Source organism: Nocardioides proteolyticus (genome assembly GCF_051280635.3).
In the GTDB taxonomy this organism is placed as follows: domain Bacteria; phylum Actinomycetota; class Actinomycetes; order Propionibacteriales; family Nocardioidaceae; genus Nocardioides.
This window is the reverse complement of record NZ_JBNBPO030000007.1, coordinates 86,465-107,461: the sequence shown is the minus strand read 5'-3', so window position 1 is coordinate 107,461 and position 20,997 is coordinate 86,465. Positions and strand designations below refer to the sequence as shown.

Genomic DNA, 20,997 nt, shown 5'->3' with positions numbered 1-20,997 from the left:
TCACCGAACCGGGGCCTTCGCCGTTGCCGATGCGACAGCTGCTACTCGCGGTCCTTCCGGTCGGCGACCCAGCTGCGAAAGCGGTCGACCTCGGTCTGGTAGGCGAGCGGCGGGTAGTCGCTCCAGCTCGGGTTGCCGGGCCACAGGAGCTCGACCTCGACCACGTTGTCGCGGACGGTGATCGAGTAGAGCTCCCTGGTGTCGCGGCGGGAGCCGACGACCATCCCGCTCAGGACGTGGTCACAGCTCACGCCGTCAATGCCCTCGGCGGTGGCCCCAGGCACGAGGAAGGTGGCCATCAGGAACTTGAGCCACGGCGCCATGTCGTTCGCCTTGTCACCGCCGTCGTAGCTCAGACAGCACCCTTGATCGCATGCGGTCCAGTTGGACCAGCCCCTTGGCGCGCCGCTCATGAGGTCGCGTACGACCTCGTCATCCTCGTCCGCCACGCGCAGTGAGCCGGCCGACTCCTGCAGGAAGAGCGAACCTGAGATCCGGTTGATGAACGACCGCTCACGAGGTCCGAGTGGAGGCTCGATCCGCAGGTAGCCGATGAAGTCTGTCTGATAGCCCACGGGAGCACAGCCTCCGCGTACTCGCGCGGGCTATCAACGCCTCGCAACTCGGCTGTGGATGAGCCCCCTCATCGCCGTGCTGCAGGGCCCGCCCCCACTGACGTACGTCGCCACGCCACCATCCCCGTTGGGCTCGGTGGAATCGGGCACCGCCACCGGTATGGGAACGCCACGCTCCACCGAAGAGGTCCTCGAGTCACACCTCCGCCGCCGACAGGCCGGAGACCTCGAGGGCGATCTGGCGACCAACTACGCCGACGACGTGATCCTGCTCTCCGCCGAGGGCGTTCACCGGGGGCACGACGGCGTGAGGGCGCTCGCCGACGTACTGCGCACCTACGTGGCCGACGGGACGTACCGCTACCTCCAGGTCCTCGTCGAGGGGGAGGTGGGGATGCTGCAGTGGACGGCCCGCGACCAGGACACCGTGATCCACGACGGGGCGGACAGCTACCTCGTCCGGGACGGGAGGATCCGAGTTCAGACCATCCACTACTCCGCGACGCGTCGCTCCTGACCGCCGTAGCACTCGGCTGCCGGCTCGAGCGCCGTCCACCGGCGAGGCGTCCCGGCCGGCCTGCGGTTGCTGCGGCCTCATCAAGGGCAGAATGATCGCCGCGCGAGGTCAGATGCAGACACCATGGCACCGCTGACCAGTCCTAGGGGGAAGTCTCGTCGTGTGGCCGGATCGGAACGCTGTCCAGACTCAGGTACGACGCCCGACCTGGCGGGACGCCGGGCCGTTCGTGTTCGTGGCGCTGCTGGGCGTCGGCACGTTGGCCGTTCCGCCGTACCGCGGGCCGAGCCTGAGCCTGTGGGTCCTGCTCGCGCTGGTGCCCGCCACGTTGCTGGTGCTCGGGTACGGACTGCGGCAGCCCGCCCGGACATGGCCCTCGATCACGGCGCCGATGCTGACCTTCGCCGCCATCGGCTTCGCGCGGGACGCCGGCGGCGGCTCCGCATCGAGCCTCGGCACGCTGGTGGTGCTCCCGCTCCTTTGGCAGGCCCTGACCGGCACCGCTCGGGACCTGGCGGTGGGTGCGGCCTGCACCGTGGGCGTGTTCGTGCTGCCGATGCTGCTGGTCGGCGCCCCGGAGTACCCGGTCGCGGACTGGCGCCGGGCGCTGCTGTGGGTCGCCTTCGCCCTGGTCATCGCCCCGCGGATCCAGGCGATGGTGCACGAGCTCGCCCGCGGCACGGCAGCGTTGGTCGCCGAGGAGGCGCGCTGGCGTGCGATCGTCGAGCACCTTCCGGACGTGTCCGTCACCGTCGTCGACCAGGACCTCAAGGTGCGGCAGGTTGCAGGGGCCGGCAGTGCCCCACACGGACTGATCGCCCACACCGAAGGACACCCGGCCGAGATCGCCGACCCTGCCGGCTCCGCGGTCGTCACCACGCTCCTCCAGGACGCCCTGGCGGGCGGCGGCGGTGACCGCGAGCTGACCGTGGGTCCCTCCGGCACCCAGTACGTCGTGACGGCGACCCCGCTGCCGGCCGAGGGGGACGGTCGACGTGCCCTCATGCTCACCCGCGACGTCAGCACGGAGCGGGAGCGCGAGCGCGCCCTGCTCGCCGCCACCCAGCGCACCGAGCGGCTGCTGGCCGACGCACCGCACGGTGTCATGGTGCTCGACCTCGAGGGCCGGATCAGCAGAGCAAACAACGGGCTCCGCCCCATCGTCGGGGCCGACCCCGAGGCCCTGGAGGGTCAGCACATCTCCGAGCTGGCACCGGCCGGCGACGACACTCTGCTCGCGTACTTCGATGAGGTGCTGCGCGTCGGCGGAGACCACACGACCACCGGGGACGCCGTGATCCGCAACGTCGCCGGGCAGACCGTCCAGGTCTCACTGAGCGGCCTGGTGCTCCACGACTACGACGGGACCGACGCGGTCGTCCTGCTCAACGTCGTCGACGTGTCCCAGCGGCGGAAGTACGAGCTGCGCCTCGCGCACCTCGCCGACCACGACGCACTCACCGGCCTGGTGAATCGCCGCCGGTTCGACATCGAGCTCCAGCGCCACCTCGACCGCTGCCGCCGGTACGGACCCACCGGCGCGCTGCTCCTGCTCGACCTCGACAACTTCAAGCAGGTCAACGACACCCTCGGCCACAACGTGGGCGACCAGCTGATCATCTCCACGGCAGAGCTGCTCTCCAGCGGGCTGCGCAGCACCGACACCGTGGCCCGTCTCGGTGGCGACGAGTTCGCGATCCTGCTCCCCCAGGCCGACCAGGCCGCGGCCGAGAAGGTCGCTGAGACCATCATCCGGCGGCTCCGCGACTACACCGCCACCCTCGACGGCACCCGCCGTCGCGTCACCGCCAGCCTGGGCGTCGTCACCTTCGCGGCCGCTCAGGCGTACCCGACCGACGTCCTCGCCCTCGCCGACATGACCATGTACGACGCCAAGGAGGCCGGCCGCAACCGGTACGCCGTCCTCGAGGAGGGCAGCGCCCATCCGTCCCGCACCGGCGCCCGCCTCCAGTGGCAGGAGAAGATCGAACGCGCGCTCGAGACGGACGGGTTCGCGCTCCTGTACCAGCCCATCCAGGACCTGCGGACCGGACACGTGACGGCCGCCGAGGTGCTGCTGCGGCTGGTCGACGGCGAGGAGCTGGTCTCCCCCTCGCGGTTCCTCTACATCGCCGAACGCGCAGGCCTGATGCCCCAGCTGGACTCCTGGGTGATGCAGCGCAGCATCGCCCGGCTCGCGGAGCTCAACGACCTCCGGCCCGGGTTCCAGCTGCACGCCAACCTCTCCGGCCACTCGCTCGGCAACCCCGAGGTGGAGGACGTCATCGCCCGCTCGCTCGCCCGCCATGCGATCGACCCCGGGACGCTGGTCCTGGAGGTCACCGAGACGGCCGCGATCGCCGACGTCGCCCTCGCCAAGGCCTTCGCGCAGCGCATCACCGAGCTGGGGTGCCTCTTCGCCCTCGACGACTTCGGGGCCGGGTTCGGCTCCTTCTACTACCTCAAGCACCTGCAGTTCGACTTCATCAAGATCGACGGCGAGTTCGTCTCGGCGGCGCCCCACTCCCCCATCGACCGCACCGTCATGCGGTCGATCGTCGGCATCGCCCACGAGCTCGGGAAGGAGACCATCGCCGAGTTCGTCTCGGACGAGGCGATACTCGCGGCGGCCTCAGAGGAGGGCGTCGACCACGCCCAGGGCTATCTCATCGGCGAGCCGGTGCCCTACGACCAGTTCGTCGACGTGCATCTCCGCCCTCGGCCGGTCAGCGGTTGACCAGCTTGAAGAACGTGCTGTCCTCGCCGCTGGCCTTCTCCTCCTGGTAGAGGAACGCCAGGCTCCGGCTCTCGAAGGTCTCGAACCAGTCGTCCCAGGAGATGTGCTCGAGCTGGTCCTCACCGGCTCCACCGGGGAAGTCGATCCGCAGCACTCCGGAGCCGTCGTCGCCCTCGGTGCCGGTCACCCGGGCCGGCACGCCGTCGTGCTCCTCGACCCAGTTGCGGATCTCGTCGTGGTCGGTCGTGGTGTGGCTCTTGGACGCCATCGCTCGCTCCTCACGGCGGCTTCGCTCCGCCTGTCGACAGATGCGCGACGGCGAGTCGCGCATCGACCCATCAACGTGGCGTTACCCGTGGTGCGATCGGCGCATACCGCGGCCTGCGGCCCCGCCTCGGTGCAGGGTGCCGGTCAGCGGGCGGGCGTGCCGTGCGGCGCGGCGGCGGGCATCGGACGCGCGCGGATCCCCGCGTCCTCGAAGCAGCCGGCCGACCGGCCCACGCGACGCAGACCGGTCAGGTCCCCCGCACCCCAGCGGTCCGACGCCTGGGTGGCGTAGTCCATCACTTGGCCGGTGCGGAACGCGTGCTCCAGACCGAGCGCGTGCCCGATCTCGTGCAGGAGCAGCTCACCGCGGGTGTAGCCCCGGCCGAAGCCGCCCTTGGCCCGCGCCGTGGAGTCCAGCACGACCATCGCGTCCAGCGTCCGCCGGAAGCCGTGATCGTCGGTGATGTCGCCCCACGACGGTCCCCCGAGGCCGACGACGTTGCCCTTCAGCCGCGGCACCTGACGGGGCGTCGCCCAGCCCAGCAGCAGGTCGGCGCCGCGGACCGTGTTGGTGCCCTTCGCCCACGGCACCTGGCTCGAGGTGCCGACGTACTTGAAGCGGATCCCCGTCGCCTGGCTCGCCATCGCGAGCGCCCGACGGAGGTCCTTGGCGGCACCCGAGGGCATCCGCCGGTCGTAGATCCGGTAGCTGACGACCTGGCACGGGTCGAAGCGCCACCTCATCAGGTTGTAGTGCTTGCGACTGCCCCGCGGCTTGTAGGAGGTGCTCACCGCCAGCGACTTGCTCGCGGCGCCGACGCCGGCGGCGTACCGGTCGGTCTCGGGCGCCCGGACGCGAAGGGCGTGCGCGGTGGTCCACGAGGTCGGGATGCGCACGGCGTAGGTCCCGTCGCTCCGGCTGTACCCGGAGCGGAGCTCCTGCCAGCCGGAGTTCGTCCGGTGCTCCAGTACGACGCGCCGCGCGCCGCCGTTCACGCGGCCGGTCACGGCCACCTTCTTCCCGCGGGTCACGGCACGGGCGCTGGGCCACGCCGCGGTGACGCTGGTGCTCATCGCGCGGGCCGAGGTGCGGGTCTCAGCGCCCTTCTCCGCCCCGGCCGGGGCCGTGAACGGCGCGCCGATGACTGCGCCGACCAGGACGGCGAGGACCGAGGTGACGAGGAGAAGGGTCCGCGGGAGCGGGACGGATGGGATCCACACGCAGACCGGATCGGCCGCTCTCGGCGAAGGTAAAGGAAATCAGACGTGAGCAACTCCATGCGCCGAACCGGTCAAGTGCGTTGCCGACTACGGAGCCGGGTAGTCCGCGGCCCACTCGTCGACGGACCGGGGCGCTCGCCCGGTGACGCGCTGCACGGTGTCGGTCACCGGCGCCGGCCGGTGCGTGTGCCGTTCCCAGGTCGCGAGGAGGAGGTCGATCGGCACGAACGGCCCCGCCATCGACCGCGCGGTCTCGGGGTCAACCTCCTGGAACGAGACGTCACGGCCGCGCGCAGACCCGATCAGCGCGACCTGCTCGCGGTGCGTGAGCGACCGAGGCCCGGTCACGTGGTGCACCGCCCCGGTGTGCCCAGCGTCGAGGAGGGCCGCCACCGCCACCGCGGCGAAGTCGGCGGGATGGATCGGCGAGCCGGCCGCGTCGCCGTACGGCGCCTTGACGACGTCGCCGGCCGACAGCTGGCCCGGCACGTCGAAGGCCCACTGCAGCGCGTCGGCGGAGGACACGTCGAGCCGCAGGAAGGTCCAGCCGAGGCCGGAGTCCCGGATCGCCTGCTCGACGTCGGCATGGAAGGCGGCGATGTCGTTGGGCTGCTCGGTGGCGCCGTCGACGACCTCGGCGGAGGACTGGAACACGATCCGCTCGACGCCGGCCTCGCGCGCCGCAGCGAGGAACGCGGACGCGAACCCGGGCACCACCGCGAGCAGGAAGACTGCGGTCACGTCGCGCATGGCGACCTCCAGGCTGTCGGGGTCGGTGAGGTCGCCCTCGACGAGCTCGGCCGCGGCCGGCAGGTCCGCCTCCTTCGCGTTGCGGGTGAGGGCACGGACCGGGTGACCGGCCGCGACCAGCTGCTCGACGATGGAGCGGCCGACGGGCGCGGTGGCGGCGGTGACGAGGATCATCAGGTTTCTTCCCTCCTGGGGGTGGCGGAGCGTCGGCGGGCCGCTGTCAGCCTGCGGCGATGCAGAAAGGGTGGCCGGCCGGGTCGAGGAGAACCGTCCACTCCGAGCCGCCGGGCTGGAACTCCGGCTTGGTGGCGCCGAGCTCGACCAGCCGGACCTCCGCCGCCGCGACGTCAGGCACGGAGAAGTCGAGGTGCGCCTGCTTGTCGCCGTCGGGCCAGCCCGCCGGCTGGAAGTCCTCGACCCTTTGGAGGGCGAGCTGGATCGGCCCGTCTCCCAGGTAGACGGCGTCGTCGGCCGCGCTGGTGATCGGCCATCCGGTGAGCTCTGCGTAGAACCGGCCGAGTGACGCCGGATCGGCGCAGTCCAGGCTGATGGCGGTGATGGCTGCGACGGACATGGGGCTCCTCCGTGGGTGAGACAACATTGTCAGGATGCTGACAATCTAGCAGCATGCAGCAGCCCTGTGGCAAGGTGTTTTCTCGTGGACGCTGCGACGGAGTACCGCCTGCTCATCGCCGACGTGTACGAGCTCGCCGCGGCGTCACGGCGCAGCGGCGAGGAGATCGCACGGCGGACGGGGCAGACGGCCGCGCGCTGGCACGTGCTGAGCGTGCTCTCCACGCAACCGCTCACGGTGTCGGCAGCCGCGCGTCGGCTGGGACTGGCGCGGCAGAGCGTGCACCGCGTGGTGCAGGAGCTGCTGGCCGAAGGCCTGCTCGCGGCCGAGCCGAACCCCGACCACAAGGGCGCACCCCTGATCTCGACCACGTCCACCGGGGACGAGGTCCTCGCCGAGCTGGTGCGCCTCGGTGACCTGGACCGTAGCGAGCGGCTGCGCCGCGTCGACCTCTCGGCCGACGAGCTCGCCCGGGCTCGCCGGGCGCTGCGGAGCATCCTGCGGGCCCTCGCCGAACCGCCCGGCGACCAGTCCTGACGGCATACGCGCCGCCCGGCCGAAGAGGTCGACGGAGCTGGCCGCCCGCCGGCCCGCGACCTGGCTGCTCCCCGTGCTGTGCTTCCTCGCGGCAGCCGCCTTCATCGCGTCGGGCGCGTTGACCGCCGGGGCGGTGTGCCTGGGACTGGGTGCGGTCGCGCTGGCCCTCCCGCACCGGTGACCCGCGGCCCCGCCCCGAGGGTCAGCGCCGTGGCGCCGAGGATCGCGGCGCACGCGGCGGTGGCGGCACCGGCCCAGCCGAGGTGCTCCGCAAGCGCCGCGCCGCATGCGGTGCCCAGGCTGCCACCGACGAAGTAGACGACCATGTAGGCGCTGTTGAACCGTGCCGGGCCGGTCGGGTCGATCGCCAGCACCACGCTCTGGTTCGCGACCTGAGCGGCGAACAGGCCGGCGTCGAAGAGGGCCAGGCACGCGAGCGTGACCGGCGTGCTGGGCAGCGCGAAGACCAGGACGGCACAGGACAGGGCTGCCCCGACCAGCCCGACGAGGACGACGGGACGTGGCCCCACCCGGTCGGTCCACACGCCGGCGACCCGCGTCGCTCCGATCCCGGCGACGCCGGCGAGCGCGTAGAGCCCGATCCGCTCCGCGGAGTAGGAGTACGGCGGCGCCGACAGCGCCACCGCGATGCCGGCCCACACGGCACAGAACGCGAAGAACCACAGCGAGCCGCGCAGGGAGGCCAGCCGCAGGGCCGGCGACGCACGGAACAGCGACGGAAGGGACACCAGGCTGGCGAGGTAGCCACGGTCCTGCGGCGCGCGGTCCACCGGAAGCAGCGCCAGGCCGGCGAGGGCGGTGAGCGCGCACGCCGCGGCGAACACGGCCGACGTCTCCCGCCAGCCGACCGCGTCCGACAGCCAGCCGCCGACGATCCGCCCGAGCAGGATGCCGGCCGAGATGCCGGCGGTCACCAGGCCCAGGTCGGTGGCGCGTCGGGACGCCGGGCTGAGCCGGCCCACCACGGAGCTGAGGCCGGCGCCCACGGAGGAGCCGGCGCCGACGACGACCATCACCAGCCCGAGGACCACCACGTCGTCGCTCAGGGCGCTCAGCGCCAGGGTCACGGCGAGCGCGGCGTACTGGCCGGACAGCACGACCCGGGGCGAGAACCGGTCGACCAGCGGGACCAGGAGCGCGAGGCCGATCAGGTACCCGAGAGGGCCGCCCGCCAGTGCGAGGCCCACCAGGCCGACCGAGGTGGACAAGGACTCCGACACCGTGGCGACGGCCGGTTGCAGCGGATAGATGGCCGCGGTGCCCAGGGCGGCGGCGAGGGACATGAACCAGACGATGCTCGCGCGCATCCGGTCTCGGTCGGGTCGGCGGATCGGGTCCATGCCCGGAACGTAGGAGCCCGACGACGCCAGGGCTGGCCGGAATCGGACGTGACCGTGACCGTCTGCTCAGTGCGAGGCGTCGTCCTCGTTGTCCTGGTCGTCGCTTCCTGCGACGGCTCGGAGGAGGCGCGGTCCGCCCTCGACCACCACGACGTCAGCACCCGTGGGCACGCCCTCGTCGTCGAGGGCCTTCAGCACCGCCCGGATCACCGCGTGCTGCGCGAGCCGGGTCTCCATCTGGCGGGCCCCGGACCAGAACCGGAGGTCCATGCGGACCGTCGCCGAGCCGACCTCCTGCAGCAGCGCCTGAGGCGCAGGCTCGGACAGCACCACCGGCACCGACGCCATCGCCCGCTCGGCGACAGCGACCGCGAGATCGAGGTCCGCGCTGTCGTCGAGATCGACGGACACCGTCGAGCGGACCTGCTCGAAGCCGGTCTGGATGGTGACGACCTCGGAGTGCACGACCGCGTTGGGGATGTGCACCAGCCTTCCGTCGAAGGTGCGCACGGTCGTGCTGGTCAGGGACACGCCGGTCACCGTGCCGGCGACGTCGCGTACGGCGATCTGGTCGTCGACCCGGTAAGTGTCCCGAGCGAGGATCACGATGCCCGCGAACATGTTCCCGAGCACGGTCTGGAACGCGATGCCCGCCGCGATGGAGAGGATCCCGATCCCGCCCAGCGCGTTCACGGGCCGGACGCTGGGGAACACGACCGTCGCGGCGGCGGCCAGGGCCAGCACGAGCACCAGCCATCGGACCAGCACGGAGAACATCGCGCTGGCACTGCGCGACCGCCCCCGCCACAGCAGCAGCCGCTCGAGGACCCAGCCGACCACACGACCGGTCAGGTAACCGCCCACGATCAGGCCGAGCCCGAGCGCCGTCGCCTCCCAGGTCACGTCGGGCAGGTCGAGGCCCTCGGCCGCGAGCACCGTGGGCACCGTGGGCTCCGTGAGCGCCGCGAGCACGGGTTGTCCCATCAGCCGCCTCCTCCTGTCACGGCACGGCCGGACCCGGCCCGCCGGGGCAGGTGCTGACGGCGCACCGGCTCAGCAGACGACCGGTCGCGAGTCGAGCACGAGCGCCCGGGCGCGCACCGCACGGAGAGTGAGCATTCCTTGTGGGTACCCGCGGCCGGCGCACGACATACGAGCCGCCGCCACGGCTCACCGTCCGACGGCGGCAGGGCTCACCGCAGCCCGGTGTCCGAGGCCGGCGGCGCGCCGGCCGGGCTCCCCGTCGAGGCCTCTCCACCCAGCGAGCCGAGGAGCGTGCTCACCGCCCCGCGGTGCTGGGGCGTCGCGGCCCGAAGGAGGTCGTCGAGCATGACGCGCAGGCGTCGCATCACCCGATCGGTGTCCGCCCCGAAGTGGGCGATCTCGTCCACCGCGAGACCGAGATAGTCCGCGAACGCCGGCTCGGGGACGTGCAGCAGCAGCCCGCCGTCGTCGGTCAGCTCCTGACGGGGCTGCAGCGACCGGGTGGCCAGGCGACGGAGGAGGTCGTGCAGCTGGTCGATCACCTGGACCGCCGTGGTCGGGTCGTTGATCCCCGGCGAGAGGGCCCGCTCCGCGATGTCGACGAGCTGGCGGATGCCGAAGCCGACGTCCTCGTCGAGGCTGCGCTCGTTGCCGAGGTGGATCGCGCCGCGCAGCTGGCTCGCGTCGGGCGGGTCGGCGCCGTGCGTCTCGAGCAGGTCACCACCCTCCGGCACGAACTCGCCCACCGAGCGCAGCAGCCGGATGGTGACCGAGTGCTCGGCGGCCAGCGCGGCGAGCCGCTCGTCGTCGACCCGCTGCACCACCCCGGGGCTCGCCGCGGCGACCCGTCGGCCGACCGAGTCGGGGACGGCGCGGAGGGCGCGGACGTCGTCGCCGGCCGGATGGCGTCGCTCGAGGAGCGCGCGAGTGTCGCTGCCGATCGAGGAGATGATCGTGGCGGCCCGGATCGACTGGGCGACGTGGTGGATGTAGGCGAGGAACACCAGCACGCTCGCGAGCACGAAGCCGAAGGCCACCGTGATGGAGAGCTGCGGCACGAACGGGTGGACCTGCGACGTGCCGCGGACCGCACGCAGCACGACCAGCGCGTAGACGAACGTCGCCACGAACACGCCGAGCGACAGCTGGTTGAACCAGTCGCGCAGGAACGTGCGCAGCACTCGCGGCGAGAACTGGCTGCTGGTCAGCTGCAGCACCACGATCGTGATCGAGAACACCAGGCCGGTGAACGAGATCATCGAGGTGATGATGGCCGAGAGGAGCGCCCGCGCGCTCTCCGGTCCCCCGGTGAACAGGAACGGCACCTTCAGCGACGTGTCGAGCCGGTCGTCGAGCGTAGTGAGCCCGAGGCCCAGGGCGACCGCCGACACCGTGCACACGAGGGGCAGCACCCAGAACCGCCCCCGCACCCGGTTCCACAGCCAGGTCATCGCACCACCCTCATCCGCTGCCCCCCTCGGACACGTGTTCGCGCCACTGCGTGGGCGCCACCCTATGCGGCACCGGCGTCATCCCTGGCCCATCCGGCTCCGGCGGGCCGGTGACCGGAGCCGCGCGGCGAGGCGGTGCGCGGCCGCCACCAGCGGCTCGACGGCGCGCGGCCGGAACACCCAGCCGAGCCCGCAGCGGTCCCCCACCCGCTGCACGGCGAGGCAGGCCAGGACCAGCACCACCGCCGCCGCGACGGGGTACGCCGCCAACGGGACGATCCACCAGCCATTCGACAGCGGCGGCAGCGGCCATCCGTCCACGACGCGGTGCAGCACGGCCAGCAGCGGCACGTGCAGCACGTAGATCGGCAGGCTGTGCCGCCCGACGTACGACGCCGCACGCCGCACCGGCCGCCAGCGGCTGATCGCGGCGGCACCGCGCAGTGCGCACGGCACCGCGAGGACGCTCACCAACACGTTGACCGACCGCAGCGGCATCGACGTGGACCACAAGCCGGCAGCCAGGGCGACCGTCGCGGCGGCGAGTGCTCCGGTCGTCCGCCAGGACAGGGCGGCCAGCCGCCCACCCACCGTGGGCAGGTAGGCACCCACCGCGAAGTACACGAAGTGCTGCACCACTGAGACACGGTTGGCGCCCTCGATGTCCAGCAGCGGGACGCCCACCGCGACGGCTCCGGCGAGCAGAAGCGTGGGCCACGGCCCCCACAAGCGATGGAGCCAGCGGGCGAGCACGCCGTACACCGCGAGCGCGTAGAGGTACCAGAGCCCGGTGGAGGCGAACACGAGATCGGCCAGGAGCTCCTCGCCGTTCCTGGTCCGGTTCATCGGCAGCTCCGTGGCCACCGAGAAGATCCCGGCGTGCAGCACCAGCCATCCGGCGTACAGCAGGTAGAGGCCGACCAGGCGCACCGTCTGCCTGCGGTCCCAGGGCCGACGGAGCGCCGAGGCCGCGAAGATGCCGGAGACCAGGAAGAACAGCGGCATCCGGATCGGTTTCAGCGCGTAGGTCAGGTGCCACCACGCGGCGGCCGCCCCGGGGAGGTCGTCGGGCACCACCTGGACGAAGTGCTTGCTGACGAGGTGGTGCAGCACCACCAGGAGGATGCACGCGCCCTTGGCGACGTCGGCCCAGACCAGACGCCCCGACGACGGACGCGTCGGGCGCTCCGTGGGACCTGCGGCCGCCCGCTCCAGCGCCGCTGCGTCCACCCGTGGCTGGGCCACTGTCGCTCACCTCCGTTCGGGTCGGGCCGATCCCCCGACGCGGGCAACCGGTGGATGCCCCGGTCCTGGAGTTCGGGTACCCGGACCCGAGGCGAGGTGGACCTGCCGTCACGAGATCGTCATGGGCCGGCGTCGACCGCTCGCCGTGCACCCCGTACGCGGTGGCGATTCCGACGGCCGCCCTGGGCGGCGCTGTTTACAGCCTGATGACGTTCGACCACCGCACCGCCTGCATGCGCCGACGGCGAGTACCGCCCAGGTGGTGACGGACTCGTCACCGACCAGACGAAGGGAGAACGACATGTCGCAGACCAAGACGAACAGCGCACGCCGGGGCATCCGGCTGGCCGGGGTATCGGCAGCTGCGGTGCTCTCGCTCGGCGGCCTTGCCGCCTGCGGTGACTCCGCCGGTCCGGAGTCGGGCGAAGTGACGACCGAGGACCTCCAGGAGGTCCAGGACGAGCTCTCCGCCCTGGAGGACCGGGTCGGCGGGCTCGAGGAGGACATGGGAGTCGACTCCGGGACCACCGACGGAGCGGGCGACGAGGCGATCATCGGCAAGGAGGTCACGGTCAGCGCCGAGATCTCGGAGCTGATCACGTCCAACGACTCCGGCACCGCCTTCCGCATCGGCGGTGAGAGTGGCGCCGAGGTGGCGGTGCTCGCGAGCACGCCTCCGGAGGGCCTGGACCAGGACGACGTCGTCCAGATCACCGGAACCGTCCACAAGGTCCAGCGCGACTCCTTCGAGGACGACTTCGGCGTGGCGGAGGACGACCTGTTCGACGACCCGGACGCGTTCTTCGAGGACGCCGAGGGCCAGCTGGCCATCGCCGCGACCAGCATCGAGGTGCTCGAGGAGCAGCCTGACGAATGACGACCTGGCGGACGAGGCAGCCGGGCGGTCCGGCGACGGTGCTCATCGGCGTTCGGACCGCCCGGCACCCGGTCCGGGGCCTCAGCCCGGCTCTGCGTCCTGATCGGCGTCCGGGTCCGCGGGCGCCACGCTTCGGTAGTCGGCTCGGGTCACGGACCTGCCGGTGAGGCCGCGGTCGGTGGGCAGCTCGATCGGCCGCCCGTCGGCCTCCATCCGCACCCGGGCCGACTCGCGCCAGGCGGTTACCGTCCAGACGACCTGGGCGGCGGCGAGCAGCTGCTCGTCGCCACCGGTCGCGAGGAACTGGGACGGCACGCTGACGACGACGACCACGGGTCCTCCGGGCCGTTGCGACCGCGCCAGACGGGCATCGAACCGCCCCGCGCCCAGGGCCGTGCTCAGGCCCTGCTCGCGCTCCTCGCGCGTCGGACCCGCCGCCAGGAGGTCCAGCACCGACCTGACCGAGCGGTCGTCGGTCTCCCGCACCACGGGGGCCAGCGCGTCGCCCGACACGAGGAAGACTCGCGCGGTGTAGGCGGCGCCCCCGGCATCCGTCTCCGGCTCGAGGTCGGCCGATCGCGTCGGCACCGGGTGCGGCTCGTCCTGCAGCGGCACCCCGCAGGCGCCGAGCAGCACGGTCGCCAGCACGGCGACCAGGACGCTGATCGGGACGGTGACCGGACCTCGGACGCTCAACACGGTGCCTCCTCGACGGCCCGCGACCCGCGCTCGACCGCGGGAAGCTCCACGACGAACTGCGCCCCGCCGCCGGCGCGGTTGCCGGCGGACACCCGGCCGCCCATGGTGGCGACGTGCCTGGCCACGATCGCCAGCCCGAGGCCGGCGCCCTCGGAGCGACCCCGCTCGCTGCCCTGTCCACGGGCGAACCGGTCGAACACGCGCTGCAGGTCGTCCGGCGCGAGGCCCGGCCCGCGGTCCTCGACGACCAGGCGCACGACCGGACCGTCCTCGCCGGTCGCACGGTGGACCAGCACCCCGGTCAGCCCGCCTCCGTGGCGCTGCGCGTTGTCGACGAGGTTCGAGAGCACGCGTTCGAGCCTCCGCTTGTCGCCGCGCACCACGGTGTCCTGCGCCTCGGGCGCGACCGTCACCGTTGCGCTGCGCTCGTCGCCGAGGACCTGCCGGACCAGCTCGGCCAGCGCGATCTCACCGGAGTCGGTGACCGCGCTCCCGGCGTCGGCCCTGGAGATCTCCAGCAGGTCCTCGACGAGGCGACCGAAGGCGTCGACCTCGCGCTGCAGGAGGCCGAGGGCCTTCCGCCCGTCTGACGGCAGGAGCGAGCGGTGCTCCTGCAGATGGGCGACCGTGGTCAGCATCGTGGTGAGCGGACTTCGCAGCTCGTGGCTCACGTCCGCAGCGAACTGTGCGTCCCGACGCACCCGCCGCTCGAGCGCTGCCGCGGTCGCGTTGAAGGACGAGGCGATCGACAACAGCGCGGGATCCGACCGGGGGTCCAACCGTGCCGAGAGGTCGCCGGCGGCCATCGCGGCGGCCGCCTCGGCGACCCGGTCCAGCGGGCGCAGGGCCGGTCTCATCGCCCACCAGCCGGCGGCGATGGTCAGCAGCGGCACCAGCACGCCACCCGCCAGGAGGACCAGTCCGAGGGCATGGAGGGTCTGGTCGAGCTCCTCGAGGCTGAACACCTCGAAGTAGGCGTTGTCACCGGGGAGCGGCTGGCCGACGATGAGCACCGGACGACCGTCGAGCTCGACGCGCTGCCCGACTGTCCGGCCTCGGCGGACCTGTTCGACGATGTCGGCGGGGATCGCGGACCGGGTGACTGCGAGATCGCTGGAGAACCACTCGCCGGCGTCGCTCCTCAGCAACGAGGTCGAGGCGAGCGTGCCGGGCAGCCGGGCGAGCAGCTCGCTCGAGGAGAGCCCGTCGGCGTCGACACGTGACTCGACCTGCGCCGCGTTCTCTCCGGCCTGGGTCACGGCCGCACGCTCGCGGTGGGTCAGCAGGTAGCCGCTGACCGAGAACCACACCGCGAAGCCGGAGACCATCGAGCCCACGAGGGCGACGGCGACCAGCACCATCGTGGTCCGGGCGCGCAGGCTTCGCATGCCGACCAGCCTGCCGACTGGGCCGTCCGGTTCGGTGCTCGACGTGGTCGCGGCCACCGTCCCAGTCTGCCCGCCACCGCGCACTCCCGTCCGCCGGCCCCGGCCTCGGCTACCCGGACGGCTGTGGCTACGGGACACTGTTCGCATGCCGCGCACCGTGCTGTTCATCGAGGACGACGAACGCATCCGCCAGGCCGTCGCACTGTCGTTGCGTGCCGAGGGCTTCGAGGTGGTGGAGGCGAGCACCGCGGCCGACGGTCTCTTCGCACTGGCCGAGGCAGCGGTCGACGTCGTCCTGCTCGACCTGATGCTTCCGGACCGCGACGGCTTCGACGTCTGCCGCGACATCAGGCAGCGGTCCCACGCGCCCGTGATCATCGTGACGGCGCGCTCCGACAGTCACGACGTGGTCGCCGGTCTCGAGGCGGGCGCGGACGACTACATCACAAAGCCGTTCGTCGGCAAGGAGCTCTCCGCCCGGATCCGTGCCCTCCTGCGGCGCACCTCCGGCTCGGGCGACACCGAGACCGTGGTGGTGGGACCGGTGGCGATCATGCCGCAGCGAGGCGTCGTCGAGCGTGACGGCCAACCGGTGCCGGTCACCCGCACGGAGTTCAAGCTGCTCTGCGAGCTCGCGGCCGATCCCGGTCGCGTCTTGACCCGGGAGGAGCTGCTGGAGCGGGTGTGGGGATACGACTACTTCGGCGACTCGCGGCTCGTCGACGTCCACGTGCGCCGGCTGCGCACCAAGATCGAGCCCGATCCGGCCCACCCCTCCGTGCTCGTGACGGTTCGTGGCCTCGGCTACCGGCTGCTGCCCGAGACCGACCCACGGGATGAGGCGTCCCCCGACGAGGTGACTCCCGCCTGATCGGACCGGCTCCACGCCAGCACCAGCACGCCGGCGACGACGGATCCCACGGTGCCGGCCGCCAGGTCGAGAACCGTGTCGGTGTATCCGACGATCATCCCCCGCGGACTGATCTGCTCCACGACCCACTCGTAGAACTCCCACAGCACCGCGGCCGTCACCCCCACGACGGCGACCCAGAGCACCGGGCTCCAGGACCGGAGGCGCCGCGTGCCGGTGCCCCACCCCGGCATCAGGTCGAAGTGGACGAGCACGAAGTACGCCGTCGCAGCGAGGCTTCCGGGCGTCAGCACGTGGACGACCTCGTCGGCCCAGGCGATGTCGCGGTACCAGTGGTGGACGGACGCCCAGGTGGCCAGCAGCATGAGCAGGACGAAGGCGGCGGTGAAGGTCGGCGGCACCTCGGCACGCCGGATCGCGAACAGCAGCACCGTCAGGAGCACGAACCGGACGCCCGGCTCCCCCTCTCCCATCACCAGGTGCCACACCGCGCTCGCGAGCGTCACGGCGGCCGCCACGGCCAGCATCCAGTGGCCGCTGGTGCTGCCCGCGGACCGAGCCTCTTGATCAGTCGTCATTCCCGTCGTCCTCCTCGGGGCCGTCCCGGTCGTGCCGGAGCTGTCACGACGGCTGTACCCCGGGGACGCCCGTCGAGGCTCGCCGCGGCGGATCGCAACAGGAATGTCATGTTCCGGCCCAGGGGCGCCCCTTCCGCGGCGGGCAACCAGGCCCGCCAGGTGACAGTCGCGTGGCGAACACCGCCGTCCACGCATCGGGCGGCCTGGCACGGGTAGCGCGACGGCATGGGCAAGCAGAGCTCGGCCATGGAACGGCGGCGGTCGCCGGACGGCGACGGCGTCGAGGACCAGCTGGCCACCGCTGGACGGTTCGGTGCCCGGTCGGTCGCCGGCTGGCTCGCCGTGGTGATGGCGGTGCTGCCGGTGCTGGTCCTGTGGCTGCTGATCCGTGACTCGGACTCGGGCGTGGTCCGGCTCGACCAGAGTGTCGTCGCGGACCTCAACGAGGCCGTGCACGACTCCGACCGCGCGATCCGGCTCCTGGAGACGGTGACCGATCTCGCCGGGACGTGGGTCTCGGTCCTCGTCTTCACCGCCACGACGCTGTTCCTGGCGCTCCGCCGACGACTTCGCCCAGCCCTCTTCGTCGCCGCCACCGCCATCGGGCTGGCCGTGCTGATCCCGGTGTCGAAGGCGATCGTCGGACGCGTCCGCCCCGTCGTCGAGAACCCGGTCACCGAGACCCCGGTCAACGACAGCTTCCCCAGCGGCCACGCGATGACGGCGGTGGTGCTGTGGGGCACGATCGCGGTGCTGACGGCGCCGGCACTGGGCCGCCGCGGCCGGGCGCTGCTGGGCCTCGGCTGGCTGGCCCTGGTCGGCCTGATCGGGTTCACGAGGCTGGCGCTCGGGGTGCACTTCCTCTCCGACGTGCTGGCCGGGTGGGCCCTCGGGCTGGCCTGGCTCGCCGCGATGGTCGTGGCCTTCGGCGCCTGGCCCGGCGCTCGTACCTCCCGGAACCGACCCGGAGGCACGGCGGGCGAGACGGTGGGCCGCCACCGGTCCGACGCCGGGCGCCGGGTCGCCGCGCTCGTCCTCGCAGCCGTGACGGTCGCCGGTGCACTGGTCGCGCTCGGCCAGCTGCTCGCCGGTCCCGGCGCGGACAGCGCGGTCGTCGGTTGGGACCGCGCAGTGGTCGACGCGCTCGTCGAGCGGCGCACGGACGCGCTGACCGCCGTCGCCGACGCGGCGCGCTCGGCGTCGTCGGCGGCCGCGGTGATCGCCGGGAGCATCACGGTGTGCTGCCTGGCCTTCGCGGCGACCCGGCGCTGGGACGCCGTGTGGTTCGTGCTCGCCGCCACGCTGGGTGAGACGGCGCTCTACTACGTCGTCTCCCGGACTGTCGGACGCGAGCGTCCCGAGGTGCCGGACCTGACCAGCGGCCTTCCCGACGCCGCCAGCTGGCCGTCGGGGCACGTCGCCGCCGCCGTCGCCCTGTACGGCGCCGCGGCGGTGCTCTGCGCGCGGCGCTGGTCGCCGACAGCCGGCCGCATCGGCTTCGTCCTCGCAGCCGTCATCGTGCTGGCTGTCGCGAGCAGCAGCATCTACGTCGGCGCGCACTACCCGACCGACGTCGTCGCCGGGCTCCTGCTCGGCTCGGCGTGGCTGCTCGCGTGCGAACGGCTCGCGCTCCAGTGCCCGCCCAGCTCTCGACCGTCAACGACCCCAAGGAGGAACGACCATGTCTGACCACGGGGCCCTGCATGGGCGCCGCACGCCCGAGACCGGCGACGCCACGGCGGCGACCCGCTCGACCGCCCGGAGGCCCGCCCTCGCCGTAGCCCTTCTCGCTCTCGCGGTATGGCTCATCGTCGGCCACATGATCATCGGATACCCGCCGCTGGAGAACGCCTATGACGCGGCCAACCGCGCGACCGGGGCCGGGATCGTGCTGTTCTGCACGGGTCTCTACCTGTTCCTCGTGAGGGTAGGCAGCGTGGCGCTCGGCATCAGCCTCGCCACCGGGCTCCTGCTCGGCATCTCGGCGGTGTTGCTGCCCACCGGCACCGAGGCGGCGCTGTGGCACCACCTGCTGTCGGCCGCCGCCGTGTGCGCGGTCGTGGTGACCATGATCCTCAGGAGGCGATGACCCGACCGCGAACCCTCACGCGGATCTCACTCGGCCGCCATCGCGGCAACGGACGCGGCCGGGGTGAGGTCGACCTCCGGCTCGGGGTCGTGCCACTGCTGGAGCACCACGACGCTGCGATGCGGCAGGGTGAACGTCGTGCCCGGCTCGAGCCGGCTCTCCGGGTCGCACTCCCCGGTGGTGTCGACCACGACCTGCCAGCCCGCGGCGAACTCCTCGTCCGGCACGGTGAACTCCGCACGGTCGCCACCGTTGAACAGGATCAGGAAGTGGTCGTCGCGGATCGGCTGCCCGTAGCGGTCCCGACCGGCGATCCCGTCGCCGTTGAGGTACATGCCGAGCGTCCGCAGGCCGCTGGTCCAGTCGCCGTCGTCCATCGGACGACCGTCGGGATGCAGCCAGACGATGTCGTTGAGCCGCTCGCCCTCCCCGACCCGCACCGTCGTGCCGGTGAAGAAGCGCTGCCGTCGCAGTGAGGGGTGCTCGCGGCGCAGCCGGCTGAGCTCGGTGGCGAACTCGAACAGCGGCCGGTCGACCCGGTCCCAGTCCACCCAGCTGATCGGTGAGTCCTGGGCGTAGGTGTTGTTGTTGCCCTCCTGGGTCCGGCCGACCTCGTCGCCGTGCAGGATCATCGGCACGCCCTGGCTCAGCAGCAGCGTCGCGAGCAGGTTGCGCTGGTCGCGCGCCCGCGCCTCGTTGACCTCCGCGCGGTCGGTCGGCCCCTCGACCCCGTGGTTCCAGGAGCGGTTGTCGTCGGCGCCGTCGCGTCCGTCCTCGCCGTTGGCCTCGTTGTGCTTCTGCTCGTAGGAGACCAGGTCGCGCAGCGTGAAGCCGTCGTGGGCGGTGACGAAGTTGATGCTCGCGACCGGTCGCCGGCCCGAGTGCTCGTAGAGGTCGGCCGAGCCCGCGAGCCGGCTGGCGAACTCGCCGAGGTTGGCCCCGCTCTGCCAGAAGTCGCGCACGGTGTCGCGGTAGGCGCCGTTCCACTCCGTCCACTGGGGCGGGAAGTTGCCGACCTGGTAGCCGCCCGGTCCGACGTCCCAGGGCTCGGCGATCAGCTTGACCTGGCTGACCACCGGGTCCTGCTGGACGAGCTCGAAGAAGGTGGCCAGGCGGTCGACGTCGTAGAACTCCCGCGCGAGCGCGGACGCGAGGTCGAACCGGAAGCCGTCGACGTGCATCTCGGTGACCCAGTAGCGCAGCGAGTCCATGATCAGCTGCAGCGAGTGGGGGTTGCCGGCGTTGAGGGAGTTGCCGGTGCCGGTGTAGTCCATGTAGTACTGCCGGTCGTCGTCGACCAGCCGGTAGTACGACGGGTTGTCGATCCCCTTGAAGCTGAGCGTGGGGCCGAGGTGGTTGCCCTCGGCGGTGTGGTTGTAGACCACGTCGAGGATGACCTCGATGCCGGCGTCGTGGAGCGACTTCACCATCGCCTTGAACTCCTGCACCTGGTGCCCCGCACCGGTCGCCGGGCCCGCGTAGTCGGCGTGCGGGGCGAAGAAGCCGATCGTGTTGTAGCCCCAGTAGTTGCGCAGCCCCCGCTGCAGCAGCACGTCGTCGTGCACGAACTGGTGGACGGGCATCAGCTCGATCGCCGTCACGCCCAGCCGCTGCAGGTGCTCGACCACCGACGGGTGTGCGAGCCCGGCGTACGTCCCACGAAGCGGCTCCGGGACGTCGGGGTGGGTCACGGTGAGGCCCTTGACGTGGGCCTCGTAGATCAGCGTCTCGGCGTACGGCGTCCGCGGCGGCCGGTCACCCTCCCAGTCGAAGTACGGCTGGATGACCACGCCCAGCATCATCCGGTCCAGGGAGTCCTCGTCGTTGCGGGTCTCCGGGTGGTCGAAGTCGTAGCCGAACAGCGACTGGTGCCAGTCGATGTCTCCGGTGGTCGCCTTGGCGTAGGGGTCGAGCAGGAGCTTGTTGGGGTTGCACCGAAGTCCCTGGGCGGGGTCCCACGGACCGTGGACCCGGTAGCCGTAGTGCTGTCCGGGCTGCACCTCGGGCAGGTAGGCGTGCCACACGTAGCCGTCCACCTCCGCGAGGTCGACGCGGGTCTCGGAGCGCCGCCCCGACTCGTCGACGTCGACGAGGCACAGCTCGACCCGCTCGGCGACCTCGCTGTAGATCGCGAAGTTGGTGCCGCTCCCGTCGAACGTCGCACCCAACGGGTAGGCCGCTCCCGGCCATGTCTCCACCACTCGAAGGCACCTCTCCAGATCGTTGCACTGACCGACCGCTCAGTACCCGAAGTCCGGCGGTTCACCGTGCGAGCG

At 72.1% G+C, this 20,997-nt stretch carries 20 protein-coding genes; 7 read left to right on the top strand and 13 right to left on the bottom strand.

The features are described 5' to 3' along the window. Window positions 1-41: 41 nt before the first annotated feature. The gene (locus ACPOLA_RS06185; protein WP_435769529.1) at window positions 42-575 is read right to left on the bottom strand and encodes a hypothetical protein; all 534 of its coding nucleotides are present in this window, start codon (window positions 573-575) and stop codon (window positions 42-44) included. A gap of 160 nt (window positions 576-735) precedes the next feature. Here ACPOLA_RS06185 and ACPOLA_RS06180 point away from each other — a divergent pair, with 160 nt between their 5' ends. Together ACPOLA_RS06180 and ACPOLA_RS06175 are read left to right on the top strand one after the other, a co-directional pair. Continuing rightward, window positions 736-1,092 (top strand): nuclear transport factor 2 family protein, encoded by a 357-nt coding sequence (locus ACPOLA_RS06180; protein ID WP_435769528.1) that lies wholly within the window; start codon window positions 736-738, stop codon window positions 1,090-1,092. A gap of 160 nt (window positions 1,093-1,252) precedes the next feature. Further along, complete coding sequence (locus ACPOLA_RS06175; protein WP_435769527.1) at window positions 1,253-3,829, top strand: putative bifunctional diguanylate cyclase/phosphodiesterase; 2,577 nt, start codon at window positions 1,253-1,255, stop codon at window positions 3,827-3,829. On the opposite strand, the gene ACPOLA_RS06170 is transcribed toward ACPOLA_RS06175, so the two are convergent. The 4 genes from ACPOLA_RS06170 to ACPOLA_RS06155 form a co-directional block, all read right to left on the bottom strand. After that, window positions 3,819-4,097, bottom strand: a complete 279-nt coding sequence (locus tag ACPOLA_RS06170; protein ID WP_435769526.1) for a hypothetical protein — start codon at window positions 4,095-4,097, stop codon at window positions 3,819-3,821. The two genes, ACPOLA_RS06175 and ACPOLA_RS06170, sit on opposite strands and share 11 nt — an antisense overlap. A 143-nt stretch (window positions 4,098-4,240) precedes the next feature. Further along, window positions 4,241-5,317 (bottom strand): zinc metalloprotease, encoded by a 1,077-nt coding sequence (locus ACPOLA_RS06165; protein ID WP_435769525.1) that lies wholly within the window; start codon window positions 5,315-5,317, stop codon window positions 4,241-4,243. Between the two features lie 87 nt (window positions 5,318-5,404). Then, on the bottom strand, window positions 5,405-6,241 hold the full coding sequence (locus tag ACPOLA_RS06160) for an SDR family oxidoreductase (RefSeq protein WP_435769524.1): 837 nt from the start codon (window positions 6,239-6,241) through the stop codon (window positions 5,405-5,407). Window positions 6,242-6,287: 46 nt separating this feature from the next. After that, on the bottom strand, window positions 6,288-6,641 hold the full coding sequence (locus ACPOLA_RS06155) for a VOC family protein (RefSeq protein ID WP_435769523.1): 354 nt from the start codon (window positions 6,639-6,641) through the stop codon (window positions 6,288-6,290). Between the two features lie 84 nt (window positions 6,642-6,725). On the opposite strand from ACPOLA_RS06155, the gene ACPOLA_RS06150 reads away from it, so the two are divergent. Next, entirely contained in the window at window positions 6,726-7,178 is a 453-nt protein-coding gene (locus ACPOLA_RS06150) for a MarR family winged helix-turn-helix transcriptional regulator (protein WP_435769522.1), read from the top strand. A 101-nt stretch (window positions 7,179-7,279) separates the two neighbouring features. Here the strand turns inward: ACPOLA_RS06150 and ACPOLA_RS06145 are convergent, their stop codons facing one another. The 4 genes from ACPOLA_RS06145 to ACPOLA_RS06130 all read right to left on the bottom strand — a co-directional run bounded on the left by ACPOLA_RS06145 (window position 7,280) and on the right by ACPOLA_RS06130 (window position 12,219). Beyond that, complete coding sequence (locus ACPOLA_RS06145; RefSeq protein WP_435769521.1) at window positions 7,280-8,539, bottom strand: MFS transporter; 1,260 nt, start codon at window positions 8,537-8,539, stop codon at window positions 7,280-7,282. Window positions 8,540-8,605: 66 nt separating this feature from the next. Then, entirely contained in the window at window positions 8,606-9,523 is a 918-nt protein-coding gene (locus tag ACPOLA_RS06140; protein ID WP_435769520.1) for a mechanosensitive ion channel family protein, read from the bottom strand. A gap of 209 nt (window positions 9,524-9,732) precedes the next feature. Further along, the gene (locus tag ACPOLA_RS06135) at window positions 9,733-10,974 is read right to left on the bottom strand and encodes a DUF2254 domain-containing protein (protein ID WP_435769519.1); all 1,242 of its coding nucleotides are present in this window, start codon (window positions 10,972-10,974) and stop codon (window positions 9,733-9,735) included. A 78-nt stretch (window positions 10,975-11,052) separates the two neighbouring features. Next, entirely contained in the window at window positions 11,053-12,219 is a 1,167-nt protein-coding gene (locus tag ACPOLA_RS06130) for an acyltransferase family protein (protein WP_435769518.1), read from the bottom strand. A 301-nt stretch (window positions 12,220-12,520) separates the two neighbouring features. Here ACPOLA_RS06130 and ACPOLA_RS06125 point away from each other — a divergent pair, with 301 nt between their 5' ends. Continuing rightward, on the top strand, window positions 12,521-13,096 hold the full coding sequence (locus ACPOLA_RS06125) for a hypothetical protein (RefSeq protein WP_435769517.1): 576 nt from the start codon (window positions 12,521-12,523) through the stop codon (window positions 13,094-13,096). Between the two features lie 81 nt (window positions 13,097-13,177). On the opposite strand, the gene ACPOLA_RS06120 is transcribed toward ACPOLA_RS06125, so the two are convergent. Together ACPOLA_RS06120 and ACPOLA_RS06115 are read right to left on the bottom strand one after the other, a co-directional pair. Next, window positions 13,178-13,795 (bottom strand): GerMN domain-containing protein, encoded by a 618-nt coding sequence (locus tag ACPOLA_RS06120; RefSeq protein ID WP_435769516.1) that lies wholly within the window; start codon window positions 13,793-13,795, stop codon window positions 13,178-13,180. Beyond that, window positions 13,789-15,183, bottom strand: a complete 1,395-nt coding sequence (locus ACPOLA_RS06115) for a HAMP domain-containing sensor histidine kinase (RefSeq protein ID WP_435769515.1) — start codon at window positions 15,181-15,183, stop codon at window positions 13,789-13,791. The genes ACPOLA_RS06120 and ACPOLA_RS06115 overlap by 7 nt, the downstream gene beginning before the upstream one ends. A 145-nt stretch (window positions 15,184-15,328) precedes the next feature. On the opposite strand from ACPOLA_RS06115, the gene ACPOLA_RS06110 reads away from it, so the two are divergent. Beyond that, window positions 15,329-16,054: a winged helix-turn-helix domain-containing protein gene (locus ACPOLA_RS06110; RefSeq protein WP_435769514.1), complete on the top strand. Its 726-nt coding sequence runs from the start codon at window positions 15,329-15,331 to the stop codon at window positions 16,052-16,054. Here the strand turns inward: ACPOLA_RS06110 and ACPOLA_RS06105 are convergent. Continuing rightward, the gene (locus ACPOLA_RS06105; protein WP_435769513.1) at window positions 15,988-16,632 is read right to left on the bottom strand and encodes a DUF2238 domain-containing protein; all 645 of its coding nucleotides are present in this window, start codon (window positions 16,630-16,632) and stop codon (window positions 15,988-15,990) included. The genes ACPOLA_RS06110 and ACPOLA_RS06105 overlap by 67 nt on opposite strands. A gap of 225 nt (window positions 16,633-16,857) precedes the next feature. Here ACPOLA_RS06105 and ACPOLA_RS06100 point away from each other — a divergent pair, with 225 nt between their 5' ends. Next, window positions 16,858-18,321 (top strand): phosphatase PAP2 family protein, encoded by a 1,464-nt coding sequence (locus ACPOLA_RS06100; RefSeq protein ID WP_435769512.1) that lies wholly within the window; start codon window positions 16,858-16,860, stop codon window positions 18,319-18,321. Continuing rightward, complete coding sequence (locus ACPOLA_RS06095; protein WP_435769511.1) at window positions 18,314-18,721, top strand: hypothetical protein; 408 nt, start codon at window positions 18,314-18,316, stop codon at window positions 18,719-18,721. The genes ACPOLA_RS06100 and ACPOLA_RS06095 overlap by 8 nt, the downstream gene beginning before the upstream one ends. Before the next feature lie 26 nt (window positions 18,722-18,747). Here ACPOLA_RS06095 and glgX read toward each other — a convergent pair whose 3' ends face one another. After that, complete coding sequence (gene glgX, locus ACPOLA_RS06090) at window positions 18,748-20,919, bottom strand: glycogen debranching protein GlgX (protein ID WP_435769565.1); 2,172 nt, start codon at window positions 20,917-20,919, stop codon at window positions 18,748-18,750. Window positions 20,920-20,997 lie beyond the last annotated feature (78 nt).